32 protein-coding genes and 3 pseudogenes are annotated in these 24,953 nt (G+C 35.3%); 20 read left to right on the top strand and 15 right to left on the bottom strand.

Translation table 11 applies throughout. The annotated features are described in order from the left end of the window. Positions 1-194: 194 nt before the first annotated feature. The gene (locus tag ACFVQC_RS27850; protein WP_219920741.1) at positions 195-725 is read left to right on the top strand and encodes an iron ABC transporter substrate-binding protein; all 531 of its coding nucleotides are present in this window, start codon (positions 195-197) and stop codon (positions 723-725) included. A 32-nt stretch (positions 726-757) separates the two neighbouring features. Here ACFVQC_RS27850 and ACFVQC_RS27845 read toward each other — a convergent pair. From ACFVQC_RS27845 to ACFVQC_RS27825, 5 genes and pseudogenes are all read right to left on the bottom strand, one after another. After that, a pseudogene (locus tag ACFVQC_RS27845) lies at positions 758-862 on the bottom strand (NAD(P)H-dependent oxidoreductase); the annotation flags it as partial. 561 nt (positions 863-1,423) lie between these two features. Further along, entirely contained in the window at positions 1,424-2,239 is an 816-nt protein-coding gene (locus tag ACFVQC_RS27840; RefSeq protein WP_377899892.1) for an HAD family hydrolase, read from the bottom strand. After that, on the bottom strand, positions 2,236-3,354 hold the full coding sequence (locus tag ACFVQC_RS27835; RefSeq protein WP_016096612.1) for a cysteine protease StiP family protein: 1,119 nt from the start codon (positions 3,352-3,354) through the stop codon (positions 2,236-2,238). Before ACFVQC_RS27835 ends, ACFVQC_RS27840 begins: the two co-directional genes overlap by 4 nt. A 2-nt stretch (positions 3,355-3,356) precedes the next feature. After that, positions 3,357-4,721, bottom strand: a complete 1,365-nt coding sequence (locus ACFVQC_RS27830; RefSeq protein ID WP_016096613.1) for a phosphoribosyltransferase family protein — start codon at positions 4,719-4,721, stop codon at positions 3,357-3,359. Further along, the gene (locus tag ACFVQC_RS27825) at positions 4,666-5,769 is read right to left on the bottom strand and encodes an HpcH/HpaI aldolase/citrate lyase family protein (protein WP_002145076.1); all 1,104 of its coding nucleotides are present in this window, start codon (positions 5,767-5,769) and stop codon (positions 4,666-4,668) included. The genes ACFVQC_RS27830 and ACFVQC_RS27825 overlap by 56 nt, the downstream gene beginning before the upstream one ends. Before the next feature lie 163 nt (positions 5,770-5,932). Between ACFVQC_RS27825 and ACFVQC_RS27820 the strand changes: the two genes are divergently transcribed. Then, a complete protein-coding gene (locus ACFVQC_RS27820) occupies positions 5,933-6,412 on the top strand; it encodes a GNAT family N-acetyltransferase (RefSeq protein ID WP_377893051.1) in 480 nt (159 codons plus the stop codon). A 19-nt stretch (positions 6,413-6,431) separates the two neighbouring features. Here the strand turns inward: ACFVQC_RS27820 and ACFVQC_RS27815 are convergent, their stop codons facing one another. Further along, entirely contained in the window at positions 6,432-6,923 is a 492-nt protein-coding gene (locus tag ACFVQC_RS27815) for a phosphatidylglycerophosphatase A family protein (protein ID WP_002145078.1), read from the bottom strand. 120 nt (positions 6,924-7,043) lie between these two features. On the opposite strand from ACFVQC_RS27815, the gene yutH reads away from it, so the two are divergent. Beyond that, a complete protein-coding gene (gene yutH, locus ACFVQC_RS27810) occupies positions 7,044-8,045 on the top strand; it encodes a spore coat putative kinase YutH (RefSeq protein WP_219920735.1) in 1,002 nt (333 codons plus the stop codon). A gap of 79 nt (positions 8,046-8,124) precedes the next feature. On the opposite strand, the gene ACFVQC_RS27805 is transcribed toward yutH, so the two are convergent. After that, the gene (locus ACFVQC_RS27805; protein WP_002068096.1) at positions 8,125-8,340 is read right to left on the bottom strand and encodes a hypothetical protein; all 216 of its coding nucleotides are present in this window, start codon (positions 8,338-8,340) and stop codon (positions 8,125-8,127) included. 333 nt (positions 8,341-8,673) lie between these two features. Then, positions 8,674-8,910: a NifU family protein gene (locus ACFVQC_RS27800; RefSeq protein ID WP_000431159.1), complete on the bottom strand. Its 237-nt coding sequence runs from the start codon at positions 8,908-8,910 to the stop codon at positions 8,674-8,676. A 206-nt stretch (positions 8,911-9,116) separates the two neighbouring features. Here ACFVQC_RS27800 and ACFVQC_RS27795 point away from each other — a divergent pair, with 206 nt between their 5' ends. The 4 genes from ACFVQC_RS27795 (at position 9,117) to ACFVQC_RS27780 (ending at position 11,882) form a co-directional block, all read left to right on the top strand. After that, complete coding sequence (locus tag ACFVQC_RS27795; RefSeq protein ID WP_002145082.1) at positions 9,117-9,425, top strand: YuzD family protein; 309 nt, start codon at positions 9,117-9,119, stop codon at positions 9,423-9,425. A 52-nt stretch (positions 9,426-9,477) separates the two neighbouring features. After that, a complete protein-coding gene (locus ACFVQC_RS27790) occupies positions 9,478-10,272 on the top strand; it encodes a nucleotidyltransferase domain-containing protein (protein WP_377899891.1) in 795 nt (264 codons plus the stop codon). A 126-nt stretch (positions 10,273-10,398) separates the two neighbouring features. Then, positions 10,399-11,067 carry a hypothetical protein gene (locus ACFVQC_RS27785; RefSeq protein WP_377899889.1) on the top strand — a complete coding sequence of 223 codons (669 nt, stop codon included), beginning with the start codon at positions 10,399-10,401 and terminating at the stop codon, positions 11,065-11,067. Between the two features lie 11 nt (positions 11,068-11,078). Further along, entirely contained in the window at positions 11,079-11,882 is an 804-nt protein-coding gene (locus tag ACFVQC_RS27780; RefSeq protein ID WP_377899888.1) for a leucine-rich repeat domain-containing protein, read from the top strand. Here ACFVQC_RS27780 and ACFVQC_RS27775 read toward each other — a convergent pair. Together ACFVQC_RS27775 and ACFVQC_RS27770 are read right to left on the bottom strand one after the other, a co-directional pair. Continuing rightward, positions 11,865-12,371 (bottom strand): annotated as a pseudogene (locus ACFVQC_RS27775) (DUF4304 domain-containing protein); the annotation flags it as partial. The gene ACFVQC_RS27780 and the pseudogene ACFVQC_RS27775 overlap by 18 nt on opposite strands. Positions 12,372-12,397: 26 nt before the next feature. Then, positions 12,398-12,868: an SMI1/KNR4 family protein gene (locus ACFVQC_RS27770; RefSeq protein WP_377893048.1), complete on the bottom strand. Its 471-nt coding sequence runs from the start codon at positions 12,866-12,868 to the stop codon at positions 12,398-12,400. Positions 12,869-12,957: 89 nt separating this feature from the next. Between ACFVQC_RS27770 and ACFVQC_RS27765 the strand changes: the two are divergent. The 5 genes and pseudogenes from ACFVQC_RS27765 (at position 12,958) to phnA (ending at position 16,358) form a co-directional block, all read left to right on the top strand. Beyond that, positions 12,958-13,188: pseudogene (locus tag ACFVQC_RS27765) on the top strand (DUF7660 family protein). A gap of 45 nt (positions 13,189-13,233) precedes the next feature. Then, positions 13,234-13,608 (top strand): hypothetical protein, encoded by a 375-nt coding sequence (locus ACFVQC_RS27760; RefSeq protein ID WP_377899887.1) that lies wholly within the window; start codon positions 13,234-13,236, stop codon positions 13,606-13,608. A 130-nt stretch (positions 13,609-13,738) separates the two neighbouring features. Beyond that, positions 13,739-14,701, top strand: coding sequence for an Rpn family recombination-promoting nuclease/putative transposase (locus ACFVQC_RS27755; RefSeq protein WP_377899886.1), 963 nt, complete (start codon positions 13,739-13,741; stop codon positions 14,699-14,701). Positions 14,702-14,971: 270 nt separating this feature from the next. After that, on the top strand, positions 14,972-15,757 hold the full coding sequence (locus tag ACFVQC_RS27750) for a DUF2628 domain-containing protein (protein ID WP_377899884.1): 786 nt from the start codon (positions 14,972-14,974) through the stop codon (positions 15,755-15,757). A 259-nt stretch (positions 15,758-16,016) separates the two neighbouring features. After that, positions 16,017-16,358 carry an alkylphosphonate utilization operon protein PhnA gene (gene phnA / locus ACFVQC_RS27745; RefSeq protein WP_002112620.1) on the top strand — a complete coding sequence of 114 codons (342 nt, stop codon included), beginning with the start codon at positions 16,017-16,019 and terminating at the stop codon, positions 16,356-16,358. Between the two features lie 50 nt (positions 16,359-16,408). Here phnA and ACFVQC_RS27740 read toward each other — a convergent pair whose 3' ends face one another. The 4 genes from ACFVQC_RS27740 to ACFVQC_RS27725 form a co-directional block, all read right to left on the bottom strand. Continuing rightward, entirely contained in the window at positions 16,409-17,203 is a 795-nt protein-coding gene (locus ACFVQC_RS27740) for an ABC transporter permease (protein WP_377899883.1), read from the bottom strand. Further along, positions 17,187-17,846 carry an ABC transporter ATP-binding protein gene (locus ACFVQC_RS27735; protein WP_377894410.1) on the bottom strand — a complete coding sequence of 220 codons (660 nt, stop codon included), beginning with the start codon at positions 17,844-17,846 and terminating at the stop codon, positions 17,187-17,189. Before ACFVQC_RS27735 ends, ACFVQC_RS27740 begins: the two co-directional genes overlap by 17 nt. Positions 17,847-17,910: 64 nt before the next feature. Further along, entirely contained in the window at positions 17,911-18,084 is a 174-nt protein-coding gene (locus tag ACFVQC_RS27730) for an aspartyl-phosphate phosphatase Spo0E family protein (RefSeq protein WP_033717633.1), read from the bottom strand. A gap of 225 nt (positions 18,085-18,309) precedes the next feature. Then, the gene (locus ACFVQC_RS27725) at positions 18,310-19,380 is read right to left on the bottom strand and encodes an NAD(P)/FAD-dependent oxidoreductase (RefSeq protein ID WP_377899882.1); all 1,071 of its coding nucleotides are present in this window, start codon (positions 19,378-19,380) and stop codon (positions 18,310-18,312) included. 426 nt (positions 19,381-19,806) lie between these two features. Between ACFVQC_RS27725 and ACFVQC_RS27720 the strand changes: the two genes are divergently transcribed. From ACFVQC_RS27720 to ACFVQC_RS27685, 8 genes are all read left to right on the top strand, one after another. Beyond that, positions 19,807-20,046: a YuzB family protein gene (locus tag ACFVQC_RS27720; protein ID WP_002015892.1), complete on the top strand. Its 240-nt coding sequence runs from the start codon at positions 19,807-19,809 to the stop codon at positions 20,044-20,046. A 328-nt stretch (positions 20,047-20,374) separates the two neighbouring features. Continuing rightward, on the top strand, positions 20,375-21,241 hold the full coding sequence (dapF, locus tag ACFVQC_RS27715; RefSeq protein WP_002145090.1) for a diaminopimelate epimerase: 867 nt from the start codon (positions 20,375-20,377) through the stop codon (positions 21,239-21,241). 41 nt (positions 21,242-21,282) lie between these two features. Further along, on the top strand, positions 21,283-21,636 hold the full coding sequence (locus ACFVQC_RS27710) for a HesB/IscA family protein (protein WP_016106515.1): 354 nt from the start codon (positions 21,283-21,285) through the stop codon (positions 21,634-21,636). A 268-nt stretch (positions 21,637-21,904) separates the two neighbouring features. Beyond that, the gene (locus tag ACFVQC_RS27705) at positions 21,905-22,663 is read left to right on the top strand and encodes a hypothetical protein (protein WP_377899880.1); all 759 of its coding nucleotides are present in this window, start codon (positions 21,905-21,907) and stop codon (positions 22,661-22,663) included. Positions 22,664-22,690: 27 nt separating this feature from the next. Next, positions 22,691-22,870 carry a hypothetical protein gene (locus ACFVQC_RS27700; RefSeq protein ID WP_377894420.1) on the top strand — a complete coding sequence of 60 codons (180 nt, stop codon included), beginning with the start codon at positions 22,691-22,693 and terminating at the stop codon, positions 22,868-22,870. 158 nt (positions 22,871-23,028) lie between these two features. Next, the gene (locus ACFVQC_RS27695; RefSeq protein ID WP_377894403.1) at positions 23,029-23,370 is read left to right on the top strand and encodes a hypothetical protein; all 342 of its coding nucleotides are present in this window, start codon (positions 23,029-23,031) and stop codon (positions 23,368-23,370) included. Beyond that, positions 23,357-23,995: an O-methyltransferase gene (locus tag ACFVQC_RS27690; protein WP_000809684.1), complete on the top strand. Its 639-nt coding sequence runs from the start codon at positions 23,357-23,359 to the stop codon at positions 23,993-23,995. The genes ACFVQC_RS27695 and ACFVQC_RS27690 overlap by 14 nt, the downstream gene beginning before the upstream one ends. Positions 23,996-24,100: 105 nt before the next feature. Beyond that, the gene (locus ACFVQC_RS27685; RefSeq protein WP_377894401.1) at positions 24,101-24,454 is read left to right on the top strand and encodes a YxeA family protein; all 354 of its coding nucleotides are present in this window, start codon (positions 24,101-24,103) and stop codon (positions 24,452-24,454) included. A 30-nt stretch (positions 24,455-24,484) separates the two neighbouring features. Here the strand turns inward: ACFVQC_RS27685 and ACFVQC_RS27680 are convergent, their stop codons facing one another. Continuing rightward, positions 24,485-24,946 (bottom strand): 2-thiouracil desulfurase family protein, encoded by a 462-nt coding sequence (locus tag ACFVQC_RS27680; protein WP_016096624.1) that lies wholly within the window; start codon positions 24,944-24,946, stop codon positions 24,485-24,487. Positions 24,947-24,953: the final 7 nt, after the last annotated feature.

Genomic DNA, 24,953 nt, shown 5'->3' with positions numbered 1-24,953 from the left:
TGACTGCATTCATTTTGTCTTCTGAAGTAAATTTAGTCATAAAAAAACTACACCTCCGATTGTTAGACTGTGTCTAACAATCGGGGTGCAGTTCAGAAGAGGTTGCCTGTTTTTTTATGCATAATTGCATATGTACTATAGGTATATAAAAATGTAAAATTTACATGTAATGATATAAAAGGGAGGGAATAAGAGTGTACTGGATGTCATGTATTATGTTTGTTTTTACATTATGTGTTTTGTTCTTTGTTCTATGGAAGATATATAAAATAAATGAAATGAAAAAAAGCGCGGGAAAACTTATTGCAACATATCCTCGGGTGAAACGACGTTGGATTGCATTACTTGGACCGGCGTATTTCATCGGGCAATGTATGTATATATATGCTCAGTACGTAAGTGGCGATATTGATACAGTTGAACAGTTTCTCGTTCAGTCAGGTAGTTATGCTGTAGCAAGTTGTTTTATGACTTTAATAGCTATCCATCTTATTAAAAGTGTACAAATATATGAAAAAGGTGTAATAGACGGATTGAACTTTTATTCATACGAAGAATTAAAAGGCTATAAAACATCAACATGGGAAAATCCAAAAGAAAATATATTTTTATATCGCGGGCGAGAAAAAATGAATGACAATGTAAATTTACTTATTAGACAGGAAGATATGAATGAATTAGAAAGCATTCTTCAAAGATATATTCCGAAATTGATGATGAAATAAAAAACTCCGGTTGTTATAACCGGAGTTTTTTATTAAAATACGCGATTCACAACTTCTTTTACTTCTTCAAGATAGTGTTTACGTACATCGTTGTCCACAGAAGGAAGGCTTGTATAGAATGTACGCTCAAGTATTTCGTTTTTCTTCCTCCTATTTGTGGATATGTTAGTAGTTATTCGCATACCTGTAACTGTTGTGGTTACTTTCGGGGCGACGGTCAAATAATACATATGTATAAAAAGACGTCCCAAACCGTCTTTCTATATCCCGCTCATACAAAGTACAAAGAAGACGAATAAAATGATGACAATACCAATTCCAAAGTTAAATACAAGAGTACTATCCATATATGTAACCTCCTTGTTTGAAAGTAAAAAGCACTCTGGCTGGAGTGCTTTTTATTATCCGAATATGTCGCAACGAACGCCGCAACATATAGAAAGGGAATAATGCGTTTAAAGAGTTATATTAATTTATGCATTAATTTTGTAAATGAGCAGGTCCTGCTCAGGTATAGAAAAAAAGACACTCTTTCGAGTGTCTTTCATGATGACAAAATGTGTCAATTGCTTGAGTCTGATAAGACGTTAATTTCCGTTTTAACGTCTTTTCTTTAATCAAGAAGTGTAGCAACAGCGATTCGAATAAATTGTAGCATTTTTTAAATGGGTGCGCGCATGCAATTATGCATATTTGTATTATAAAGTAGGTAATGAACGATGGATAATTTGAAGGGCTTTACTTACAATTTCTTCTGCTGCGTATATACCAATTTCATTTGTTTTTAAAATATGAGGTTGTAAGTTATCATGTGTTGCTCCCAGTTCGCCGTGAAGTGGTGCGAAAGCATAGTTAGCTTTTTCAAGCATACATAAATCGAGTAAAGAATCCCCGGCTGTAATAACGGTATCTATTTGTAGTATTTCTTTTATATATTGGACAGCATCCCATTTGTTAACTGGTTTCGGTACAAAGTATAATTTTCTACCTTGAAGTGAGTGAGTCCAACCTTGTTCATCCAACCAAGCAGTGAAGGCCTTTAATTCATCATAGGGAATGTTTTCGCGCTTTACGATGCAGTAATGAAATAATCGATCGGCAGTTTTTTTTGATGTGACCCAATCTTTATGGGCAAGTTGTTCAAATTCTTTTAGTATATCATTACTTTTTAGGCATTCTGTTGAGATTCTCTTTTGTATTTTTTCTTTCCAAATAGTATCTTGCTTGCCGTTATGAAGAATATTGCCACCGTTACTTGTAACAACATACTCAGGAACAATTTCATTTTTGAACAATAAAAGGCGCTGAAACTGTTCAATAGTTCTTGTGGTGACTGGGATGAAATGTGAGTGCAATTGTAGTTTTTTTAATAGCGAAATGGTTTTATACGATATGAAAGAAATCTCTTTCCCATCCAAAGTTTCAATGAGTTGAATGGATGCATCTTCTATATGAGCGCGAAATGATTTGCGAGAATAAATAAGGGTTTGGTCAAGATCGCTGGCAAAAATCATGTTGTTTTCCTCATAAGGGGTTTAATTAGACCGCAACATGAATAGGTCATATTTTCGTATATTTCCACAGGGACATTCTTTTCTTTTGCAAGAAGTAAAATATGTTCTAACTCAGGATTATTTTCTGTTCGTATTAAAATTTTCCAAGGCATTCTCCGTAGTAACACGCGAGTTGTTTCACCAACTCCTGGTTTGATTAAGTTAATATCCTCTATTCTAAAATGTGTTTGAATAGATTGGATGTCTTTTAGCCCCTGCCAAGATGGCTTTGTGTATGTTGAAGCAATATGATGTAATTGTTCGTTTATATGAAAATGAGCAGAAGGGAATGATGTTGCTACTTCGTCGATAAAAAAGTTGGATAAGTCTTCTTGTTCTAGTTCTTTATAATATTTAACACCATGAAAATCATTTGAACCAATAAAGGCATCATTTAATACAGTACGACTAATTAATCCTGATACGGTTGCATTTAAGCAAGCGCTTGGAATGAGAAAATCTTCTCGGGTGCCATAAATTGAAGTGCAGTAACCAGGATCAGCAAGTACCGCCATGCAATGAGAAATCTGTGTATTGTTTTTCTCGTTAAAATCAAGTATTGCATGTTTTAGTTCTTTTTTTATTGCTCCCTTTCCTGTCCAACCGTCAATAAATTGCATCGTCTCATTTGGATGGTGCTTTAAAATATAGCGAAGAGCATTTTCATCAATACCTCTTCCACGAATAATTGAAATACAATAATGTGGTACATCAAGATTATAACGATAACGTATATAGCGCTTTATGAGAACACCGATAGGCGTACCTGCACGTGCTAATGAAACGAGGACAAGATTTGTTCCTTTATTCTGTATGATTTGCTCTGCAACGACGCCAACAGCAACTGCTATTTTGTGTTTATATTTTTGCATTGAAGAGAAGAATAAATCCATATAGGCTTTAGACGGCTTATATTCGATTGGCAACATTTCAGAATAATGTGTGCCAGATTGAATCGCTCGTTCTCTCGTTTCTGTTGAACTTTCTTCCAGCATGTCACTAATATCTTTTAATAGAAAAATAGCATCTTCACGGCTATAACTACCAATATTTGAATCTACTTTTACTCTTTCCATAGTTATCGACCTTCCTTTTCTATTCTTTTTGAAAATGAGACGATATGAATAATTGGAATAACCGTTTGTAATTGCTTTAAAAGAGGAGATAATGATTCCTCATCTAAGTCACGTTCTATAAAAAGGAATACTTCATCGTAATCATGAGATGAAATATTATAAAAATAATTCGTAATAGTAGCATCCTCAGGACTTGGATACGAAAAACGATTATAAATAGCATACTGCACCCCATTTTGGTCAGGATGGATAGGGCTTCGTGTTGTAGATTGATATAAAATGTTTTCCCCCATTTGAGCAGCAATTTTCATAGGGATATACATAAACTCACCAGTTCCTAGACAAAGCGATCGTTTTCCTATTCGTTTTTTCTTTAATTCATTGCCAACCTTTTGAGCGAAATTATGGATTTGTATTTGTTCATGCGCTGAAATACCGAAGCGACCTGTATGCTTTATATAATTTGCTTTACGTTCAATAGATGTATAAGGTAATGTCGGACAAGCAATTGTATGCTTTTGAAAATGAGGCTCTGTTCCTTTGTTGTGAATATCTTTCTTGGAAGTAGTTAATGGATGTCCAGTCGCACGAATGGTTCCGCCCAATAAAGAAATAACGTGAATTTTTATTTGAAGTTCACCTTCTAGTTCTTTAAATTTGTTTCGATGTGTATCGGAACGCCAATCTAGTAAAGAGGCGATGGTGTATTCTTCTCGTGGGAATTTCTCTTGAATGGACCTGATAATATTTAATGCTGTTTTTCCTGTTGTCATCTCATCATCTACAAGAATAATTGGATTTTTGTTTTGGAAAAAATTTTTATCCACATAACAACGGTGCGATGTTGCATGGGAATGCTCTTCTTCAAATGTAATAACGGGTTCAAGCTCAGGTATCGATTCCCTAGTTGTATGCACATACTTTGCATTTTTGAAACATTGAAACATAGAGTGACCGAGTGCCGTTGCTGTTTCAGCAAAGCCGATAAATAAAACTTCTTCCTGTAACGGATATTGATAATGAAATACCTCTTCTGGAATTTCATCCATTTCTGAAGAAATGAGATTTAAAATTTCTTTCTGAAATGGATGAACATTGTTATGTAGTATTTCCATATACCTTGCAGCAAGAGCGTACCCGCTTGCTAAAGCAACTACTGGTTTAACAGGAAGGTGCTTTCCAAGAATGGTACTCACAAATAAAAAGCTACGCTTCTTATTTACCCTCGCAGCCATTTGAAAAAAAGAGTCTAGCGCTAAGTTATATGGATCATCACGTATTTCTATATGAACTTGTATATCATTTAAAATGTTATACGTGTTGCTTTGCGTTTGTAATAAGGAGATCGGTGAATTTTTTATTTTCATGTAGCACCCCGTAAATATTAGATTTTAAAATGACTTTGTGAGCCCAATTGTAGTGTGGCTTTACTTCATTCATTTTGTTAGCAAAGCTACTTTTTAGCACTCCGTTATACGTATCAGCATTTTGTAAAATAGATTTTGCATCTAAATAATCTTCCAGTGTGACAATGTGCATCGCTTGTACAATATTAATGTGAGAAGGATGAATAACTGTCTTTCCAATTAATCCATTCGCTTGATCAAGTGATACTTCATGTATGAGCCCATCTTCATAATCATTAGAAAAATACTCCCATACACATCCTGAAATTATATATTGGTTAGTTGCTCTAGAGAAAATATTAATAATGTCCGAAATACAATCACGAATAACAGTAATATCATAGATAGGAGTATATTTATTACGACGAATGCCAAATATACTTGAAAAATCTGTAGCACCAATGCGTATGTTTAAGATGAAATCGTAGTAGGAATCTAGCAAATCTTTTATTTGTAATAGTGATTCTAAGCGCGTTTCTTTATGCATGATTTCCGGTGATTCTAAAATCGGCATTCCGTAAAGTGAAAGTGAATATAGCTCGTTAATATATTTAAGCTGATTGATGTATAATCTTCCATTAATTGGTGTGAATTTTGGGAAGACGAAGCCACATAAACAATGAATGGCACTGCCTAGTTCAGTAACAATTACTTTCATTTGATTTGGATTTCGAACTCTAATGAAAAGAAGTGGTATGTCTGTTTGGTGCAGTATGTTAGCACTGACTAAGTTGGCGATTTGTTGTATTTGGACTACGATGTTTTGTTCTGCAAGTTTTACTTCCTCATCACTAATAGAATCCTCCAGGCAAAGAATAATCGATGTAGCACCTATATGTTTTTTTCTAATGATATCTTCAGCAATCGTCTCTTTCGTACCGGGTGTATAAAGGGTAGCACCTAGTGCGTAAGCCAATTGCCCTTTCTCTATATCTTTTGAAAAACTAAGAGGTTCTTTATAGAAAAATTTTCGTTTCTCTTCCAAAGATAGATAAGAAAAGTAATTCAAATTGTCACCACCTTAATTTGAATGATTCTGTTTAATCGTAACATAATAAGAAAAATCTTCCATGGAAATAAAGTAGAAAATATAAAAAATATATTGAGAAAGATGAATTATAAGATGAATATCGAATATTGTTAGTAGGCATATAATAGGGGGACAAGGGAAGATGGATATACATAAGTTAACAGAAGAAGAAGCAAACGAAATAAGTACGTGGACGTACGATGAACCGTATACGTTATATAGCTTTTCAGGAGATGCTGAAGTAATAGAAGAGCTATTAGATGGGACGTATTACGGTTGTTGTGATGAGAAGCGAGAATTCATCGGCTATTTTTGTTTTGGAGAAAATGCACAAGTTCCAGGCAGAAGAGATGCCAATTTATATGAAGGCGAAGATGTAGTAGATATAGGAATTGGAATGAAGCCCGAGTTAACAGGGAAAGGGATGGGAAAAGAATTTTTTCAAGCTGGGATAGCGTTTGCTGCTGAGGAATTCAATTCGAAAATGTTGCGACTGAGTGTAGCGACATTTAATGAGAGAGCGATTAGGCTATATGAAAATATTGGATTTCAAGTAGGACCTGTTTTTTGGAGCCGTGGAAGAGAGTTTATGCTTATGGAATATGAAAGGCCGTCAGTATGAAACTGACGGCCTAGATACGTTACTCTGAATGCTCAGCACGGTGCGCTAAACGGCTTGAAGCAGCGGCAGCGATTCCGCCAACGATATCATCAAGGAATGTGTGCACCTGTCCAGTTGATTTATCATTTAAGTATTCTAAAATACCTGGTTTTAATTTATCGATATATCCAAAGTTCGTGAAACCGATAGAACCGTACACGTTAACGATAGAAAGCGCGATGACTTCATCGATTCCATATAGTCCTTCATCGCGTTTTACGATATCTTGTAACGGTTGACTTAATAGTCCTTTTTCAGCAAGGACATCAAGTTCAATGCCTGTAATAAGTGCGTTTTGTACTTCTCGTTTTGATAGTACACGCTCAACGTTATAGCGACATTCTGACATCTCTAAATTTGCATGGTATTTCTTTTGAAGAAAATGAACAAGATCAGCAATATCGTCAATTGTTACACCGCGCTCTTGTAATAGTTGTAATGCTCTTTCTTGTAGTTGATTTGAGTCTTTCATGTTTATCACCTTTTTTTCTTTTTAGTATTTGTATACGTTTCGTTGCTTTATCATGTGCATAGGAATGAAAGGCGAGCACAAGCTCATATATATAAAGAAAAACCATAGGTGGCGACTGCGATGATTCAGCATATTTATGAGCATTATCACATGCATGTTAAAGAATTAATCCCCCTTGGCCCCTATAAAAGCTTTTGGATTCGCAACAAAATTTATGTACTTGTTCCAATTGGAGAAATGGAGGAAGAAGTACTTGTAGAGATGAAAAAGCTCAGTGATTATATGAACCAGCAAGGGGATATAACTGTTTCGACTTTCGTTCCGACTATACACGGCTACTATGTAAGTGAGATAGAAGAAAAAAATTATTGCTTATTAAAAGGTATGCGTATGTTAGAGCGACATGCTACATCATTAGGAAGTGAGCTTTCTATATTCCATAAACGTGGCGCATTCTTTCCAGAAGAAGTTGAGCAATTAAGCCGCATTGGTGAATGGAAAGCATTATGGGAAAAAAGGCTCGACCAATTAGAAAAGTTTTGGCAATCGCAAGTGATGAACCATCCTTCAGACGTATTCGATCAATTGTTTATTGAATCCTTCCCGTATTACTTAGGAGTTGCAGAAAATGCAATTCAATATGTTGTCGATACAGAAATGGACGATACACCACAAATAACTGACGCAGCAACAATTTGCCAAGAACGATTTACACCTTTATTATGGCATCAAACGAAGCGCTTAAAACTTCCTTTTGATTGGGTATATGATCACCCAAGTAGGGATATAGCAGAATGTATTCGCTATATGATGATAGAAAAAAAGAAAGATTGGGAGCAAACGGTAGTTCAATTCATTACAGATTATGAACGTAATTATTCGCTCTCTTCATTTGGTTGGCGCTTATTATTCGCAAGGCTTCTGTTCCCGCTTCACTACTTTGAAACGGTTGAACGATATTATCAAACAGGAAACGAAGAACAAAAAGGCATATATAGAGCTCGTTTAGAAATCATTTTACATGATGTGAAGCGCACTGAGCAATTTATGAATCATTTTTACGAGTCATTTCGTTTACCAGTTGATAAGTTAGGCATTAGGAAATTAGATTGGCTATCTTAAAAGTATAAAAAAGAGGCCAATTGAGGTCTCTTTTTTATACCATAAAAGATACCCGTTTCTATCTTTATATAATAAGAAGCTATGCTCCTACTTTTTGATCTGTACATATAGTTAAAATAATGTGGTGTCTTTCAATTTTTTCATTTACCTTTTTTAATAATTCTTGTTGTATTTCTTTAAATAAAAATTGATAGCTCGTATTCCATGTCGGTATAACGGGTGAAAGACTTAATAAATATTCTTTTTTCTGTTCTAATTCTTGAATTGTTACAAAAGTACTCCCTATTTTTGGCATACGTCGTCCCCCCTATGTTTTTCGCTTTATATGTGTGAACGATTCACTATATATTAATTATCGCATTTTTTGAGAAGGATTTCCAATTTTGTTTTATGATGTTAATAGTGTGGGGGAGTATGTTTTGTTTGCGTACAAAAAAAGAGACCAAATATGGTCTCTTTTTTTTGGAAGCGAGTCTGAACGAGCCGCTTCTGCTTTTAGATAATGTCTAGCTCCAGCGGCTCGTTCAGAACAGTCGGCCATTTCGCGCCTTCCTGTGAGGCAAAAAGCGCCTCTTCGTCAGGAGCTCCAATGACCTTCTGTTCTGAACGAGCCGCTTCCGCTTTTAGATTAAAATACTTGTTCTACTTCAATAACGCCTGGTACTTCTTCAAGTAGTGCGCGTTCGATACCAGCTTTTAGTGTGATTGTAGAACTTGGGCAGCTTCCGCATGCACCCATAAGGCGTAGTTTTACGATACCTTCTTCAATGTCTACTAATTCAACGTCTCCGCCATCGCGAAGTAAGAATGGACGTAATTTATCTAATACTTCTAGTACTTGTTCTTGCATATGTGGGTTTTCCATTTTTATCGACTCCTTTCATCAGTTTTATTATAATCAAGATAGAGGGGAAAATCTATTTTTTCTGTTCTTGTTTTATTGTCGAAATATTTTATCATGTGTACAACGTGTTTTTTCAGTATAGGGGTATGGAATAAGTTTGTAAAATGATGTGCTTATGTACTAAGGTATCTGAATATACTGTTAGAGCAAGAAGTGGGGGAGAAGAAATGGTTAATGTGCAAGTGTATGGGACGAAAGTGATTTGTGCGAGTTGCGTCGGAATGCCATCTTCAACAGAAACGTTTGAGTGGTTACAAGCGGCGATTGGTCGTAAATATGAAGGACAAGAAAATAAATTTAATTTCGAGTATATTGATTTTCAACAAGAACAAGAAGATGAAGAGAAAAAAGCATTCGCAGAGCGAGTAGTGGAGGAAGATTTATTTTATCCAGTCGTTCTTGTAAATGGAGAGATTGTTGGAGAAGGAAATCCTCGTTTGAAGGATGTTTACGAAGAAATCGAGAAATATTTATAAAGCAGGAAGTCTTTGCGAATTTGCAAAGGCTTTTTTTAATGGAGGGATAGATGTGGAGAATGGAATAAAACATGCTTTACCAGGAGAAGTGAAACAGTTAATGGAGCAGTACATAGTAGAATTAAAAGAAATTTTTTCGGATGAAAAAATAGTCGGGGTATACATTTACGGATCAATCGCGCTAGGAGCATTTCATATAGAAACGAGCGATGTGGACTTTGTTACGGTAATAAGTGATTCCGTGAATAAAGCTGAAAAACAGCAAATTATAGAGCTGCATAAAAAACTTAGGAAAAGTACGTTAGGTAAAAGAATGGATGGTATGTATATTCCGCTTGCTGATTTAGGGAAATACAATCATGAAATAAATGAGTACGTGTATTGTGCAGAGGGGAAAGCGGATAGTGGTTACTGGGACATTAATGCAGTAACATGGTGGACGTTGAAAAACCAAGGTATTACAGTTATCGGGAAAGAAGCGGAAGACCTTCCCTTTCAAATAAAGTGGGACGATGTAGTAAATACAATGAAATATAACGTAGAACATTACTGGAGTGAAAAAGCGAAGCGTCCCTATTTATTTTTCATAGAAGAATGGGTAGAATCAGCTGTCGTTACGATGGGACGCATTTTATATACGTTAGATCATAAAACAATCGTTTCAAAAGATAGAGGATTGCAATACATGTTGGAACTTTACTCTCATAAGTGGGAACCTTTATTAAGAGAAGTAGAGCGAATGCGGCATAATCCAAAAGAAAAGCGAAAGCTCTCTAGTTGGAGACAGGCTGATATGACGAAGAGGTATTTGCTTAGTGTGATTGAGGAGTGTAGGCGAAAGTGGTAGGTGAATAGTAAAAGCATCCTTTGTATGAAGGGTGCTTTTACTATTTTTAGATAATGAAAAAGTATTTTACAAGGAATGAGAAGTCGAAAGATAATATTAAAAAACATATATATACGGGGGAAGAGAATGAGTAAATATAACTTTCATATAAGTAAAGAACAACTATGGAAAGGATGCATTTTTAATTCGATTGCGAGTGCAATTAGTGTGGCGCATTATCCAGATTTCTCACCTGAAAGTTCGTGGGATGGTTTTAACTATAGTGTGCAAGATAGTCAAGGCGGACGAGGGACAATTACTTTTCATCCGAAGTACACGATCGTATGTCTTCAAGATGTGAATAGCGAGAGAATAGAAGAGTGGATTGATGCGGCAAATTATTTTGAAGGGGCACCTTCGAAAGTAGTAGACATTGCTAAAGAAGAAGCACTTCAATACGTATTAGAAGAAGTAGAAGGCGAAACAGTTCCTTTCATTACAACAGCATTTTGGATTGATGATAACGGTGCATATTCAATCGATTCATTTGAAGAGATGGAAGAACACGGTGGATTCTTATTAGAAATCCCACTACTTGATACGAAATCAGCAATTGAAAGATTGGAAGAAGAGTATGAACTGACAGAGGAACAAATAGAGCTTTTACAATTAGTGTATGAGAGAAAAATCCAAAATCCAAACGAGGAAATTATGTTGTCTAAAGAAGAGGTAGCGATGATTGGAACAAATGATAACGAAGGGTTGGAAGTGAGTAAAGAGTCGTTTGAAGAAATGAATATTACTTGGGAGTTGTAGGGGAGGATAAAATGTTTCCGATTGGTGAGCAGCCGAATATTACGAAAGATTTAGTAAGTATAGCTGGCGATTTAGAAGAGCTAGCGATTGAGGGGAAAACAAAAAATATAGAACGACTAGCATCTTTACAAGTTAAGAAGTTATGGGTGTTCGCAGTAAATCAAAAGCAGTTTGAGCATATTCTTACGTATGTTCGTCCCGATATATTATACGTTTACGAAATGAGGGTCGAGGATTTAAGTAGTCTTCAGAAATTATCTAATTTACAACAGTTATATATATGCTGGAATACAAAAGCGAAGACGTTATGGGATATCGAGTATAATAAACAACTCAAATCTTTACTAATTGATGATTTTTCTAAGCTAGAAGATTTAAGTGCTTTAGGTAAGTGTCCACAACTCAATACCTTCTATATGGGCGGCGGGATAAATACAGCGATGAAAGTACAAACTTTAAAGCCGCTTGCTGAATTACAGCATTTGAAAAAGCTTACTCTTATGAACTTAAAGGTTAAAGATGATTCGTTAGAACCTTTAATACAATTAAAAAATTTGAGGGAGTTAAGCTTATCTAATCAATTTAAGGTGGAAGAGTATGCAAAATTATCTGTAGTATTGCGATATACGGAATGTGAGTTTTTTAAACCTTATGTATATATGAACGATGCAATAGACGGGAAAAATATAATGGTGACCGGAAGAAGAAGGCCATTCCTGAATTCGAAAACGGATACCGTAAAGATGCAAAAGTATGAAGAACAATTTAAAAAGCTACAAGAAGAATATAAAGCACTAGTAGAAAGCACAATGTGAAATTACATTGTGCTGTTTTAATTTGTAGAAAGAAAAACAGGTAAGAAGCAAAAATGCTTTTTCTTGTAATATTGGAACGACAGCTATTATGGAAGTAATGGAATGTATAGTTGTCTTTATTAAATTTTCATAAGATGCCCACGTTTGAAACCAGTCGAAAATAGTAGAAAGGTAATTCGGAATGTCGATAGTTTCATGTGAAACATTATGTAATAACTGGTTCTGTTTCATATGTATAGGCTCTATCCTTGTTCGTAGAATGCAATCGAATAGTGAGATGTTTTCTTTTACTTGTAATTGGTCCGTAATAAGTTGCGGGAGACCAATTGGATGAACACCTATATTTATATAGAAATCATCTCCAAACTGGCTTTTTTGTATATGAATGATCTTATAAAATCCGTTGTCAGCTTTGGAAAATGTATGTCTTTTTTTCTTAAACCCAAGTGGTTTTAAAGCAGCGTGTAAATTTGTAATGAAATCTTGCACTATTGCGCACTTCTTTAGAGATAGGTTTACTCTTCATCATAATCGTAAGTAGTTAAGTTTTGTAAGAAGCTTTCAAAGTTAGGTGCTAATTCAATAATTTCCTCAAACTCATTATCGATAAATATAACTGGAGGGTTTTTAGCTACATTTCGATAGTCTAATGCAATCCATGTATGTCCATCACCAGATAAAAGTACGATATTCTCAGGCATTTCCCATTCTTGAATTAAATAATGGCTCTCTAAAATACTAGATTCATTCTCATTAAAAGAAATGCCATATAAACCAGAAACATTAACGTGATCATCTGCCCAAGAATTTGGCTCTGAAGTAGGGTGAGCATCAAGGCGAAGAGTTCCCCCATTTTGTTCTTTTAGAAGGTTTATGTATGATTCTGGGAGCTTTACGTTCAGTACTTCTTCTGCTTTTTTTATTAGTTCGTCGTTAATAGGGGCTAATTTTAAATAATCATCTTCTGCCCAAAGTGTAGTCTTCATATTGGATCACCTCAAATAATAGTTTTAAGAATCTTATTTCATATATTATAGTTAGTTTAAATGACGAGCAATAGAAGGATGAGAATAATATGGATGTGTATGAATCCCTTGAGCACGTAAATTCTAAAGAAGACTTATTGAGGTTTATATCTTCAAAAGGATTTTAAAGTGAATAGGAGAATATAGAGGTAGAGACTTATTTAGAGGCATTACATGGTTGGTTAGGTGATTATGAAGGTGTTTATATAAATCAAGGGGAGAAGCTTCCAGAAAATATTCCATGGAAGTTTATTGCCCAGATGTTACTTGCGGCAGCTTAGTATGAATAAAGTTAGATTTTTAAAAGATAGAATGGAGAAAATATTATGATTAACCATAATAAAATTAAACAACTTTTAGCATATGTAGATCGTGCTGAGGATAATGAAATTGAATTAGAGTATGAATTTGAACCACTGATGATAGGATTATTTAAAAGTGAAGAAATAGAAGAAGGGCAACTTGGTTATAGCTTTGATGATGAAGGTCAAAGTTTAATCGGGGATGAAGAAGGAGACTGGAAAGATGGATGGATTGTAATTGGGATAGATTCATATCTCGGAGATCCAATCTTTGTAGATAGTAATGATGAGAATTGTCCAGTTTATACAGCTATGCACGGTGAAGGAGATTGGGAGCCGGAATGTATAGCTAAGCGTATAGAAGATGTTATTGAGAAAGTGAAAGGAAATGTGGAATAGTTGTGTGGTGATGAAAAAGAGCTCTAATTAGAGCTCTTTTTTTCTTTATTATTTCAAGCTCTTATTTGCCTACTTACGTTTTTGTTATGTAAAATGAAACTATAAATAAAATAAGCAGGTGAAAAGACACATGTCCAAGAAATTAGTTAATTTACGTATTGATTTTGCGTTTAAACAATTATTTGGTACAAGTGGTAGCGAAGATATTCTTATTACATTTTTGAATGCGATGTTACAGGAATCTTTGGAATCACCAATTGCTTCATTACAACTAGAGGATCCTCATTTACATCGTCAATATGAGGACGATAAATTATCGATTTTAGATGTTTTAGCTACATTAAATACGGGTACAAAGGTTAATGTGGAGATTCAGTTGAATAATAATCATCATATGATAAAACGAAGTTTATACTATTGGGGAAAATTATATACATCTCAAATGCAAAAAGGGATGGCGTATAGTGAACTTTGTAAAACAATTACTGTGAACTTATTGAATTTTAACATGTTTCCTGAGTATGGTGAGTTTCATACAACGGGGGTTCTTTGGAATAGGAAACAGAAAAGAATATTAAGCGATGACATAGAAATTCATGTTGTCGAGATTCCAAAATTAATGCGGCAGTGGAAAGCGGAAAAAATAAATCCTTGGGAAGATGCATTTGTACGTTGGTTGTTATTGTTACCGGCGAATGAAGATGAACAATTGACAGAACTATTGGAGGATATTGCGATGAGCCAAGACCCAATGTTACAAAAAGCGATGAATAAATGGGAAGATATGAGCCGAGATTCTTCTTTCAGGCAAGCATATGACGCCAGAGAAAAAGTACTAATGGATGAGGCTGCGAAATTTGCGCATGCAGAAAAGGAAGGACTTAAAAGAGGAATCGAACAAGGAATCGAAAAGGGAATTGAAAAGGGAATTGAAAAGGGAATTGAAAAGGGAATTGAAAAGGGAATTGAAAGAGGAATCGAAAAAGGGAAAATACAGTTAATTCGTGGGATGTATGAGAAAGGGATGCCGATTGAAGATATCGCGAAGTTTACTGATTTAAATATAGAGGAAATTAGGGAGTTATTAAGATAAGATTTAGCCGTTCTTTAAGGAGAAAATATGTTATAAAAGAGGAATCCATTGAAGGATTCCTCTTTTATATAAATTAAGAAATAATTAACATGGTGTATTAAATGGTTTATATATAAGTATTTTAATATATTTAATAGTAAAATGGAATATAGAATGGGTAATTGTCGGAATGTATTCGATTTTCGCTCATTTTTATAAAATATAACTATTTTTTGTTAGATTCCTTCGTTTTGTACATATACAATAAAAGTATATAGAAATAAGAGAAGGATGATGTACGTGAAGGAACCTGTTTTACAAGAAACAATCTCTCAGCAAGAATTACATAAAGTTGTGAGAAAGAATACGGCCTATTACGACTTTAAATGGGGGCAAGTGAAGAATCCGGAGAAAGAAAATACGTGGAATTGGGTAGCATGTATCTTCCCGCACTTCTGGTTAGCTTATCGTAAAATGTATAAGTTATTTATTATACTTACGCTATTAGCGGTTCCTACTTTAATTATAGCTACTTTTATTGATATACCAATGTGGATAGATTTTATAATATATGCTGGAACGATGCTGTTTACTGGATGGCAAGGAAATCGCTTGTATTATAAGCATGTTACGTGCATTTTACGTAAAGTAGAAGATGTGCCGGATTATAAGAAAGAGTATTATTTACAATCAAAGGGCGGCGCTCATATCGGAGTTATGATTGGTTTACAAGCGATAGTAATTGCGGTAGTTGGTGCAATTAGTTTTGGCTTATCTTATTTACCAACTGAACCGAATATTAAAAACGTTGTTCGTTTAAGTCTTGAAGGCGATGTTTTAGAGACTATAACTGATAATCCAAATTGGAAGTACGTTAAAAAAGAAAAAGAGTATGACATAGTGGAATTTACTGGTTATGATTATGAAGAAAAAAAGAATGTGAAAATTAAATTCGCTGTATATTTAAATGATGATTACTTTGAATGGCAAGAAGCATATTTAAATAATAAGAAATTAAGTGAAGAAGAATTAGATGAGTATCGAACTTACGTTGAAGAAAATATGTGGTTTTTCTAGAGCGTAATTAGATTATTTTAAAAGAAGGGCCTTATGAAGGTTCTTCTTTTTGTTTGTAAGAATTTGTAACAGAATGTGAGGGGATCGGAATACTAATTGAAATTTTGTAAAATACAATAAAAAATGAGAATTTGAGGTAGGCTTGTCAATAACGTGAGACTATGGCAGTATAAAGAAATGCTATACAAATTTTATTTATCGACATGTAAAAATTCGATTTGATTTTTACGTATAAATAATGAACGGAGGAAATAGATTTATGGCTACTTTACCAAATTGTCCAAAATGTAATTCAGAATATACGTATGAGGATGGCGCTCTTTTCGTATGTCCAGAATGTGCCCATGAGTGGGGTCAAGAAGCGGAAGCTGAAAATAATGATGGTGCAAAAGTTGTAAAAGATGCGAACGGAAACGTTCTTCAAGATGGCGATGCTGTTACTGTAATTAAAGATTTAAAAGTAAAAGGAACTTCTTCAGTTGTGAAGATTGGTACGAAAGTAAAGAGTATCCGTCTAGTTGAGGGAGATCACGATATCGATTGCAAAATCGACGGTTTCGGAGCTATGAAGTTAAAATCACAGTTCGTTAAGAAGGCGTAAGATTAGCAAAGAAAAAAGACGCTCTGTAAGTAACTTGCAGAGCGTCTTTTTTATGATTGTGCTTCAACCTCTTTCAACTGGCACCGCTTATTAAAGAACGTTTTATATCCAAGCTGTAAGAAGATAATAACAGAGAAAGCTGTACTTCCAGAAATACCAAGTATAATCGCAATTTGATATTGAATAGCTGTAAATGGTGATACACCGGATAAAATTTGTCCTGTCATCATGCCTGGTAAGCTTATAATTCCCATTCCGACCATAGAATTAATTGTTGGTAAAATGGCAGAGTCAAAAGCGTCTCGGATGAGCGGAGCAGCTGCTTCTTTCGGTGTTGCGCCGAGCATAAGTGCACCTTCGATATGATCTCTTTGTGATTTCATACTGTTTAAAAAGGTATTTGCCCCGAGGCAAATACCTGTCATGGCATTACCGATTAGCATACCGGCAATAGGAACGATATACTGCGGAGCATACCAGGGATCATGACCGATAATAACGAAGATAAATAGTAGCAATGGTCCGATTGAGCCAGCAACCATAGAAAGAGCAGCTACTCGTTTTAACTCTTTAGACATCGGGATGTTAACTCGTTTATAAATGTTGAAAATTGCAAAGGTAGTAATAGAAGTAATGAGAGCAATTGTATAAAATGGGTTACTATTTTCAAATACGTATGTTAGGACGTAAGCAACGAGTACGAGCTGAATCGTCATACGGAATGTTGCGAGCGCGATTTGTTTCTCGCGTGGTATTCCTTTTAGTTTTACAAGCCCGATTAAAATAAGAATAAAAATATATGCAGCGGCAAGTTGCCAAATTTGGAGTTCAATAACGCCCTTCAACTGAGAGCACTTCCTTTCTAGTAGCACCATTTGTTTTACTAATTTCAATAATATCGTCTGCAATTTCTTCTGGAAGTTGTTGCGAATGCGTGATGAAGATAACTGTTTTTTTCTTTTCTCTTGCCAGTATAGTAAATTGTTTCATAACGCGGCGTTCTGTATCGCTATCTAATGCCGAAGTTGGTTCATCTAATAAATAGACGGGCGGATCCATTAGTATAATACGAGCGAAAGCAAGTCTTTGTTTTTCGCCACCTGATAAAGAAGAGGCGCTATCTTCTAATTTTTTATCTAGACTAACAGTCGTTAATGAGTCCCGCAGGGCATCGTCATTTGGAAATGGCTTTTCAGAAAATCGAAGTCCCATTAATAAATTATCTTTAATTGTTCCATCAAAAATAGGCGGAGTTTGTCCGAGCATGACAACTTCACGGCGTAATTGAATGGGAGGATAATCTAAAATAGATTTTCCGTCATATTCAATTGTGCCAGATGTTGGCGATTGTAAATCGTTTAACATACGAAGTAATGTGCTTTTTCCGCTACCACTTTCACCGATAATACAAGTTATTTTTTCTTGTTGAATTTGTAAGTAAGGAATGTGTAGAATATCTTTATATTTGATGTCTTTTAATATAAACATAAGTTGCTCCTTTCTGATTCTAGTTATATCGTATCAAAAAAGAGAGGGAAATAGAAAAATAAGGTTATAATGAGCAACGTTTTTTCTTAGTTTTGAGCTCTATTAACAAATTAAGTAAACGATCTAATTCTTGACTGAAAGAAATCACTTTATCATGAGTGAATCCATACTTTTCAACGAGATAGATCAATTCTTTCTTCTTTGCTTCTATTCGATCGTTTAGTTTCATTAAGTTCATAAGTGAAATGTAATGCCTCCTGTAAAAGTATTTACAACATAAAAAATAAGACCGAATGAATTCGGTCTTAAAGGAAATAATAAAACAACTTACAAATAGCATACACTTTTCATCGATAGTTTTTAATATTAAAATGTAAAAATTTTGTGAATCTATATTGAGAAAGTTATTTTTAAAAAAATGAATAGAAAAAGGCTGTCTACTATGTAGGCAGCCTTTAAAGTATTAACCATTATGATATTTGTACATCCAAAGAAGACCGGATTTTAATAATCTCGGTACACGCCCCATTAATGGTTGGTTTGCTAGTAAACCAAATCCGTGTTTTTTGCCGAGAGAACCGAGAACACCTTTTAATTTAATAACAGGCAGTTCATCAGGAAGTGGTTCATTATTCCAACGTTTTAATAATATTTGGACAATTTGTTCTCCTTGACCTTCAGCAAGTTGAGCAGATGGTGCGTGTGGAAGTGCTGCACAATCTCCTACTACATAAACGTGATCGTTATTTGGAATATTGTGATATTTTGTTAAAACAACCCGTCCGCTACCATCTTGTTCAACTGGAAGGTTTCGAACAACTTCATTTGCTTGAATACCAGCTGTCCATACGATTGCATCACATTCAAGTGGTTCATCATGGTTGTATACAATGTTTGGTTCCACTTTTGTAATGTTAGAGTTTCGTATAATGGTAACTTTATGTTTTACAAACCATTCTTCTACGTATCTACTTAATTTCTCTGGATACGGGAATAAAATTCTATCTTTTCGATCAAATAAATAGATTTTCAAATCTGAACGGCTCTCACGAAGTTCACTTGCCACTTCAACGCCGCTTAAACCAGCCCCAACGACAGCCACTGTTGCATTTGGTTCTAAGCTATTTAATTGTTCATATGTCTTACGTGTCTGTTCAATTGATTGTAGGCTATGTGTATATTCCTTCGCCCCAGGAACGTTATGATATTTATCTTCACAGCCAAGCCCGATAATTAAATCATCATATTGAATCGTTTCACCGCCATCGAGATGAACGGCTTTCGTTTCGAGGTCAATATTTGTTACTGTGCCGTATTGAATATTGAGACGTGGGTGCTCAGGAAACGGTATACGAATATGCGTTTCTGAAATTGTACCCGCAACTAATGCATAATATTCAGTTTTAAAGCAATGGTATGGTACTTTGTCGATTAATGTCACTTGTACATCATCTGGAAGTTGGTTGCTTGGAAGTAGCCGCTGCAGAATTCTCATTCCACCGTAGCCACCACCTAGTAGTACGAGGTGTTTCATGATGGATTACCCCTTTTCTGTTGAAATATCCCCTAATCATACAATTTTATATTAATAAAATATTTTGACTTTACACAATCAAATTATATCGAATTTGTGAACAAATAACAATGCATGAATGAATACTCTGTTGTACAATAAGAAGAAAAGTAAAGTAAACTGTTTTCATTTTCTAGTTACTATTTACTATTTCATTATGAGTAGTATGTTATATAAAGAAGACTATCTATTTTGAAGTGAAATAGTGAAGTAACTAAATAGTTTAGAATATATAACGAAAACAACAAGAAACAGCTTAGTTTTCTTCTTATAAATAAAGTGAAATGGTAACAAGTAGAGAGGGTTACTTATCCGTTTCGCAAATTAGGTATGCACATACCTGCTAAAGTAAATGGTAATTTGTTTAGAGATACAGGGGGGAGAGTTTTGATTAAACCATTAATCGAATTTTGTGTAGGTAATCTTGCAAGCGGTTCGCAAGCGGCTTTAGAAAAATTAGAAAAAGATCCTAATTTAGACGTAATGGAATATGGTTGTTTAGGATATTGTGGCATCTGTTTTGAAGGTCCATTTGCACTTGTAAATGGTGAAGTTGTACAAGGGGCAACAGTAGAAGAACTTGTAAATAATGTATATGATTATATGGATGAAAATCCAATGTTTTAAAGCGTTGCAAACAGGCAACGTTTTTTTTTTTTTTTTCATTTATCCCGCTATTTGCGGGAGTCGTGCTGCCCGTAGAAGCCCGATTGGTGAAGGCTAATAATCAGTGGGGGATGAACAAAACCCCCACTGATTAAAGTTTCACTTTATTAGGAGTGTTTATTTCGAAAAAAAAGGCCCTTTTAGAAGGGCTTTTTTCTTACGCGATTTGTGTAAGAACGGCTTATTGCCAAAATACTGTCAAATATGAGAAAGGGGGGACATTCATATTGTGTTCTAAAAGCATGCATTTTATACTTGAAATAATAAATTATTTTTGGAGTGAATAAAAATGAGCCAATTTTCTTTTACAAAAATGCATGGTCTTGGAAATAGTTATATATATGTAAATATGTTTGAGGAACAAATTAGAGAAGAAGATTTAGCTCTTGTAGCCGAAAAGGTTTCAAATATTAATACTGGTATTGGTGCAGATGGAATGATTTTAATTTGTCCTTCTGACGTGGCACCAGTAAAAATGCGCATGTTTAATAACGATGGTTCAGAAGGAAAGAGCTGTGGAAATGGTTTACGCTGCGTAGCGAAATATGCGTATGAGCATAAACTAGTAGAAGGTAAAGTTTTCACAATTGAAACGTTAGCTGGTATTGTTACGGCAGAAGTAACGGTAGAAGATGACAAAGTTACATTAGCGAAAATCGACATGGGAGCACCTCGTTTAACACGTGAAGAGATACCGATGCTTGGTGAAGGAGAAACGCCATTTATTCGTGAAAACTTCTTATACAATAATCACCGTTATGCATTTACAGCTGTTTCAATGGGGAATCCGCATGCGGTTATTTTTGTTGATGATGTAGAAAAAGCGCCTCTTACAACGTTAGGACCGGTTCTTGAGACACATGAAATGTTCCCAGAGCGAGTGAATGTTGAATTCATCGAGATTTTGAATGATGAAGAGATGAATTTCCGTGTTTGGGAACGTGGATCTGGTGTAACACAAGCTTGCGGGACAGGAGCATGCGCAGCTGTCGTTGCGGCAATTTTAAATGGAAAAATGGAACACGATAAAGAAATTACAGTTCACTTAGCAGGCGGCGACCTAATGATCGCATGGACAGAAGAAGGAAATGTATTAATGAAAGGACCTGCGGAAATAATTTGCCGCGGAGTGTATGAGTACAAGATAGAAGCGTAAAGATGTATAATAGAATGAGAACAGAAAGGATGGTGTATTTCATGATTGAAGTAACAGAACAAGCAGCTTTTCAAATTAAAGATATGTTAAAAGATGCTGAAGATGGAGAGAAGTACGTGCGCCTTGCTGTACATGGCGGCGGATGTAGTGGTCTTTCTTACGGCTTAGGATTTGAAGTAGAACCAAAGGAAGACGACACAGTTCTTGAGTTTTTCGGTGTTGAATTTGTTATCGATAAAGAAAGTGCTCCGATTGTTAAAGGAGTGAAAGTTGACTATAAGCAATCTATGCTTGGCGGCGGATTCACAATTGATAATCCAAACGCAATTGCATCATGTGGATGCGGATCATCTTTCCGTACATCGTCGAATGCTGGTAAGCCGGAAGAGTGCTAAGTTTTTTCATTCCGTTATGCTAAATGGAAATTGAATGGGTAGGTTGCATATAAAGACCTTCTTAGCGATGAGATCAAATCGTTAGAAGGTCTTTTCTTTTGCCTTTAAAAAGAAAAAGAGCAGGACAAAGATAGTGAATATATGCAAGAAGAAGGCTAAAGAGGATGCATGAAGAGGAAGTCTATATTAAATTACATAGAACTGACTAATTCCATATTAATTAAAATACGCAGATTACTAGACATTAAAAAATACCGGGGGAATTACAATGAAGTCATTTAAGAAAGTACTGTTATTAGGGATGACGTTGGCTACAGCATCAATATTTGGAGCTTGTTCTAACGATACAGACGTGTTAACAAAAGCGGGAGCAAAGCAACAAGTGAAATCGGAAGCGGAAGTACTAAAAGAACAGAAGGAAACGCCTATGACTACGAGCAAACGTGACAGCATTAAATATGAGGATGCTAAATCGTCACAGAAGCGTTATATTTCTAGTGATGAAGCTAAAAAAATTGAGGAAGGCATGACATATACGGATATTCTTAACGAGATTGACTACGGTGGTGAGAACCTAAAACATTATAATAACAAGGAAAAACGCGTATTTTATACTGAAAAGGATACGGATGGTACATATGAAATTATGGTTGAATTAAATACGTATGGCTACGTTGTAAATATTGAACGTACTGCTATAAGGGATGCGGATAAAGAGAATCAGGTATCTACGAAACGCAGTGAAGAGCCTGTAAAGGAATATGAAGAAAAAAACGACCGCGTACCGTGGTATAAAGATGTAAATAACGATTCGGCGGAAGTAGACTATAATCACTATTTGAAAATCAAAAAAGGTATGACCGCAAATCAGGTAAAAGCAGCGATTGGACAGCCACGTATGATTGAGAAATATAAATCGTATTCAGTATACGGCTATACCGGGTATGGCGGCGAAGGAACATTACGCGTAATCTTCGAACCGAATGGGACTGTTACGCAGGTAGTAGAAGATGGGTTACCACGATAGTAAATTAATTACGGGAGGGGACGCAAGATTGACGATATTTTTGAGTTCGTAGGGAGATATGTGATTAAACCTATAATTAGATTTGTAAGTTACATTGTAATAGATATCATAATAGAGTGCGTAATAGAGGGTGTAATAAGCGGTATAAGGAAATTCCGTGATAAGATTCGTGACAAGTGGAAAAATTGGCGTGGAAGACGTTATTAGCTCTAATAAAGATTTACATGATAAAACCCTTATGAGAAAGGAGTTAAATGCTCCCTTTTTCATAAAGGGTTTTTCTTTTATTTTGACATGTTGTATACAAATGTATACGATTAAGGGTATAAAACATGTATACATTTGTATACAAAGGGGGATTTGAAATGGGAAAAGATAAGTTCATGAAAGAAGGACACCACCGTGGTGAACGTCATAAAGGAAGAGATGGATCACATCATCGCGGGCCGAAAACGTTTCGCCGCGGGAGAGCGATTGCCTTTTTAGAAATGATGAATTTGAAGCGTGCTACGATTAAGCAGCAGTTAAGTGAGCCGGAATTCCAGTCCATTCAGCAAATTTTAGTGGGGGAACTGAAGGCAATTGATATGGTCATTAATGAATTTACACAACTATTTGAAATACATGAGAGTGAAACAGAAGAAGCGCCTATGTTAGATGAGAAGGCAAATCTAGAGCAAGGGACTGCATCTGATGAAACAAATTAATCGTTATATCGATTCAGTATTTTGTGGTCAAGATGCTCTTTTGGATGAAGTGATTGCTTCCATAAAAGAAAACGAAATGCCTCCGATATCGGTATCGCCTTCTTCGGGCAAACTTTTAACGATGATAGTTTCTATTTCTGGAGCGAAAGATATTTTAGAAATAGGTGCATTAGGTGGTTATAGCGGAATTTGTCTTGCGAAAGGTTTTGGGGAAGAGGGTACGTTAACTTCTCTTGAACTAGAAGAGAAATATGCAGAGGTAGCACATAGCAATCTACATAAAGCGGGATTTGGAAAACAAGTGTCGTATATGACTGGTGCTGCTTTACAAAGTCTTGAAATATTAGCTAGTGATAATAAGCGATTTGATTTCTTCTTTATCGACGCTGATAAAGAGAATTATGAAAACTATTTAACATACTGTATTAAACTTGCTAAGCCAGGAGCTGTAATTGTTACAGATAATGTTCTAGCTGGTGGTAGTGTAGCAGATGAAAGTGTGAAATCAAAACGTTATACAGAAGTTATGAAGAAGTTTAATGAAATAGTAGCAACTCATCCGAATTTAGAATCTGTACTCATTCCAATTGGTGACGGGATGACGATTTCTAAAGTGAAGAAATAATTGTTATCTTACAAAAGTGTAATGTTCATGTCATGTTTTTGAATTTCTTCTTTAAAGCTTAGGCTTTAAGATAACAATATAAGAAAAACACATGAGGTGAAGGAAATGAAAAGATATATTGCACTTTTTAGTATTTTAGTTGTATTTGCAAGTCTATTAGTTGGCTGTGATTTAAACCGTATGGGTAAAGATGAGTACTACGTTCAAATTACTACTGATGGAATCGAAAAGAATGAAAAAGTTGATAATGATCAGCCGCACAAATCATTCGAGTATAAGTTACCTGGATTTGATAAGGATGGTAAAGAAAAAGAAATGGAATTTACCGCTGTGAAAAATCTTCGTAAAGAAGCATTCCTACGTGTATTCCACTCAGATAAAAAAGGTGTAACAGCTTGGGAAGAAGTGAAGAAAGACGAGCTTCCTGCGAAAGTGAAAGAAAAACTAGGTGTGAAATAAGACAGTTAGAAAAGGAATTGACGAACAGGGTCAATTCCTTTTTTCGTTCTCAAAATCCTCTTCTGAAATGACTTTAAATCCATGTCTTTTAAATAAAGCTGTTGTTACCCCGTAACCGATTTGTTTATTGCCATTAAATTCTCCTGTGTAAATAGTAGAACTACCACAAGATGGACTGCGTTCTTTTAAAATAATATATTCTGGGTTTAAACCTTTTATTTGTTCTAATGCTTTATAAGCACCAAACACGAAAGCCTCCGTGACATCTTCACCATCTTTTGTCATCACTTGCGCTTTTCCGTCTAAAACGTCATCGCCATTTCCTCCAATAATTTCAGCTGAAGGGCGAGGCGTTGGTAATCCTCCTAATACTTCAGGACAAACGAGGATGGTGTCTTCCCTTTGTAATAACTCTTCTATTTTTGAAACGAGATTATCGTTACCGTCATAACGGCAAGCGATACCACCTAAACAAGCGCTAATTACGATCATATTGTCA

This window comes from Bacillus sp. NPDC057893 (assembly GCF_042796455.1).
GTDB lineage: Bacteria > Bacillota > Bacilli > Bacillales > Bacillaceae_G > Bacillus_A.
Note: the sequence above shows the minus strand (reverse complement) of the source record. Positions and strands in the feature narration are given on the sequence as shown.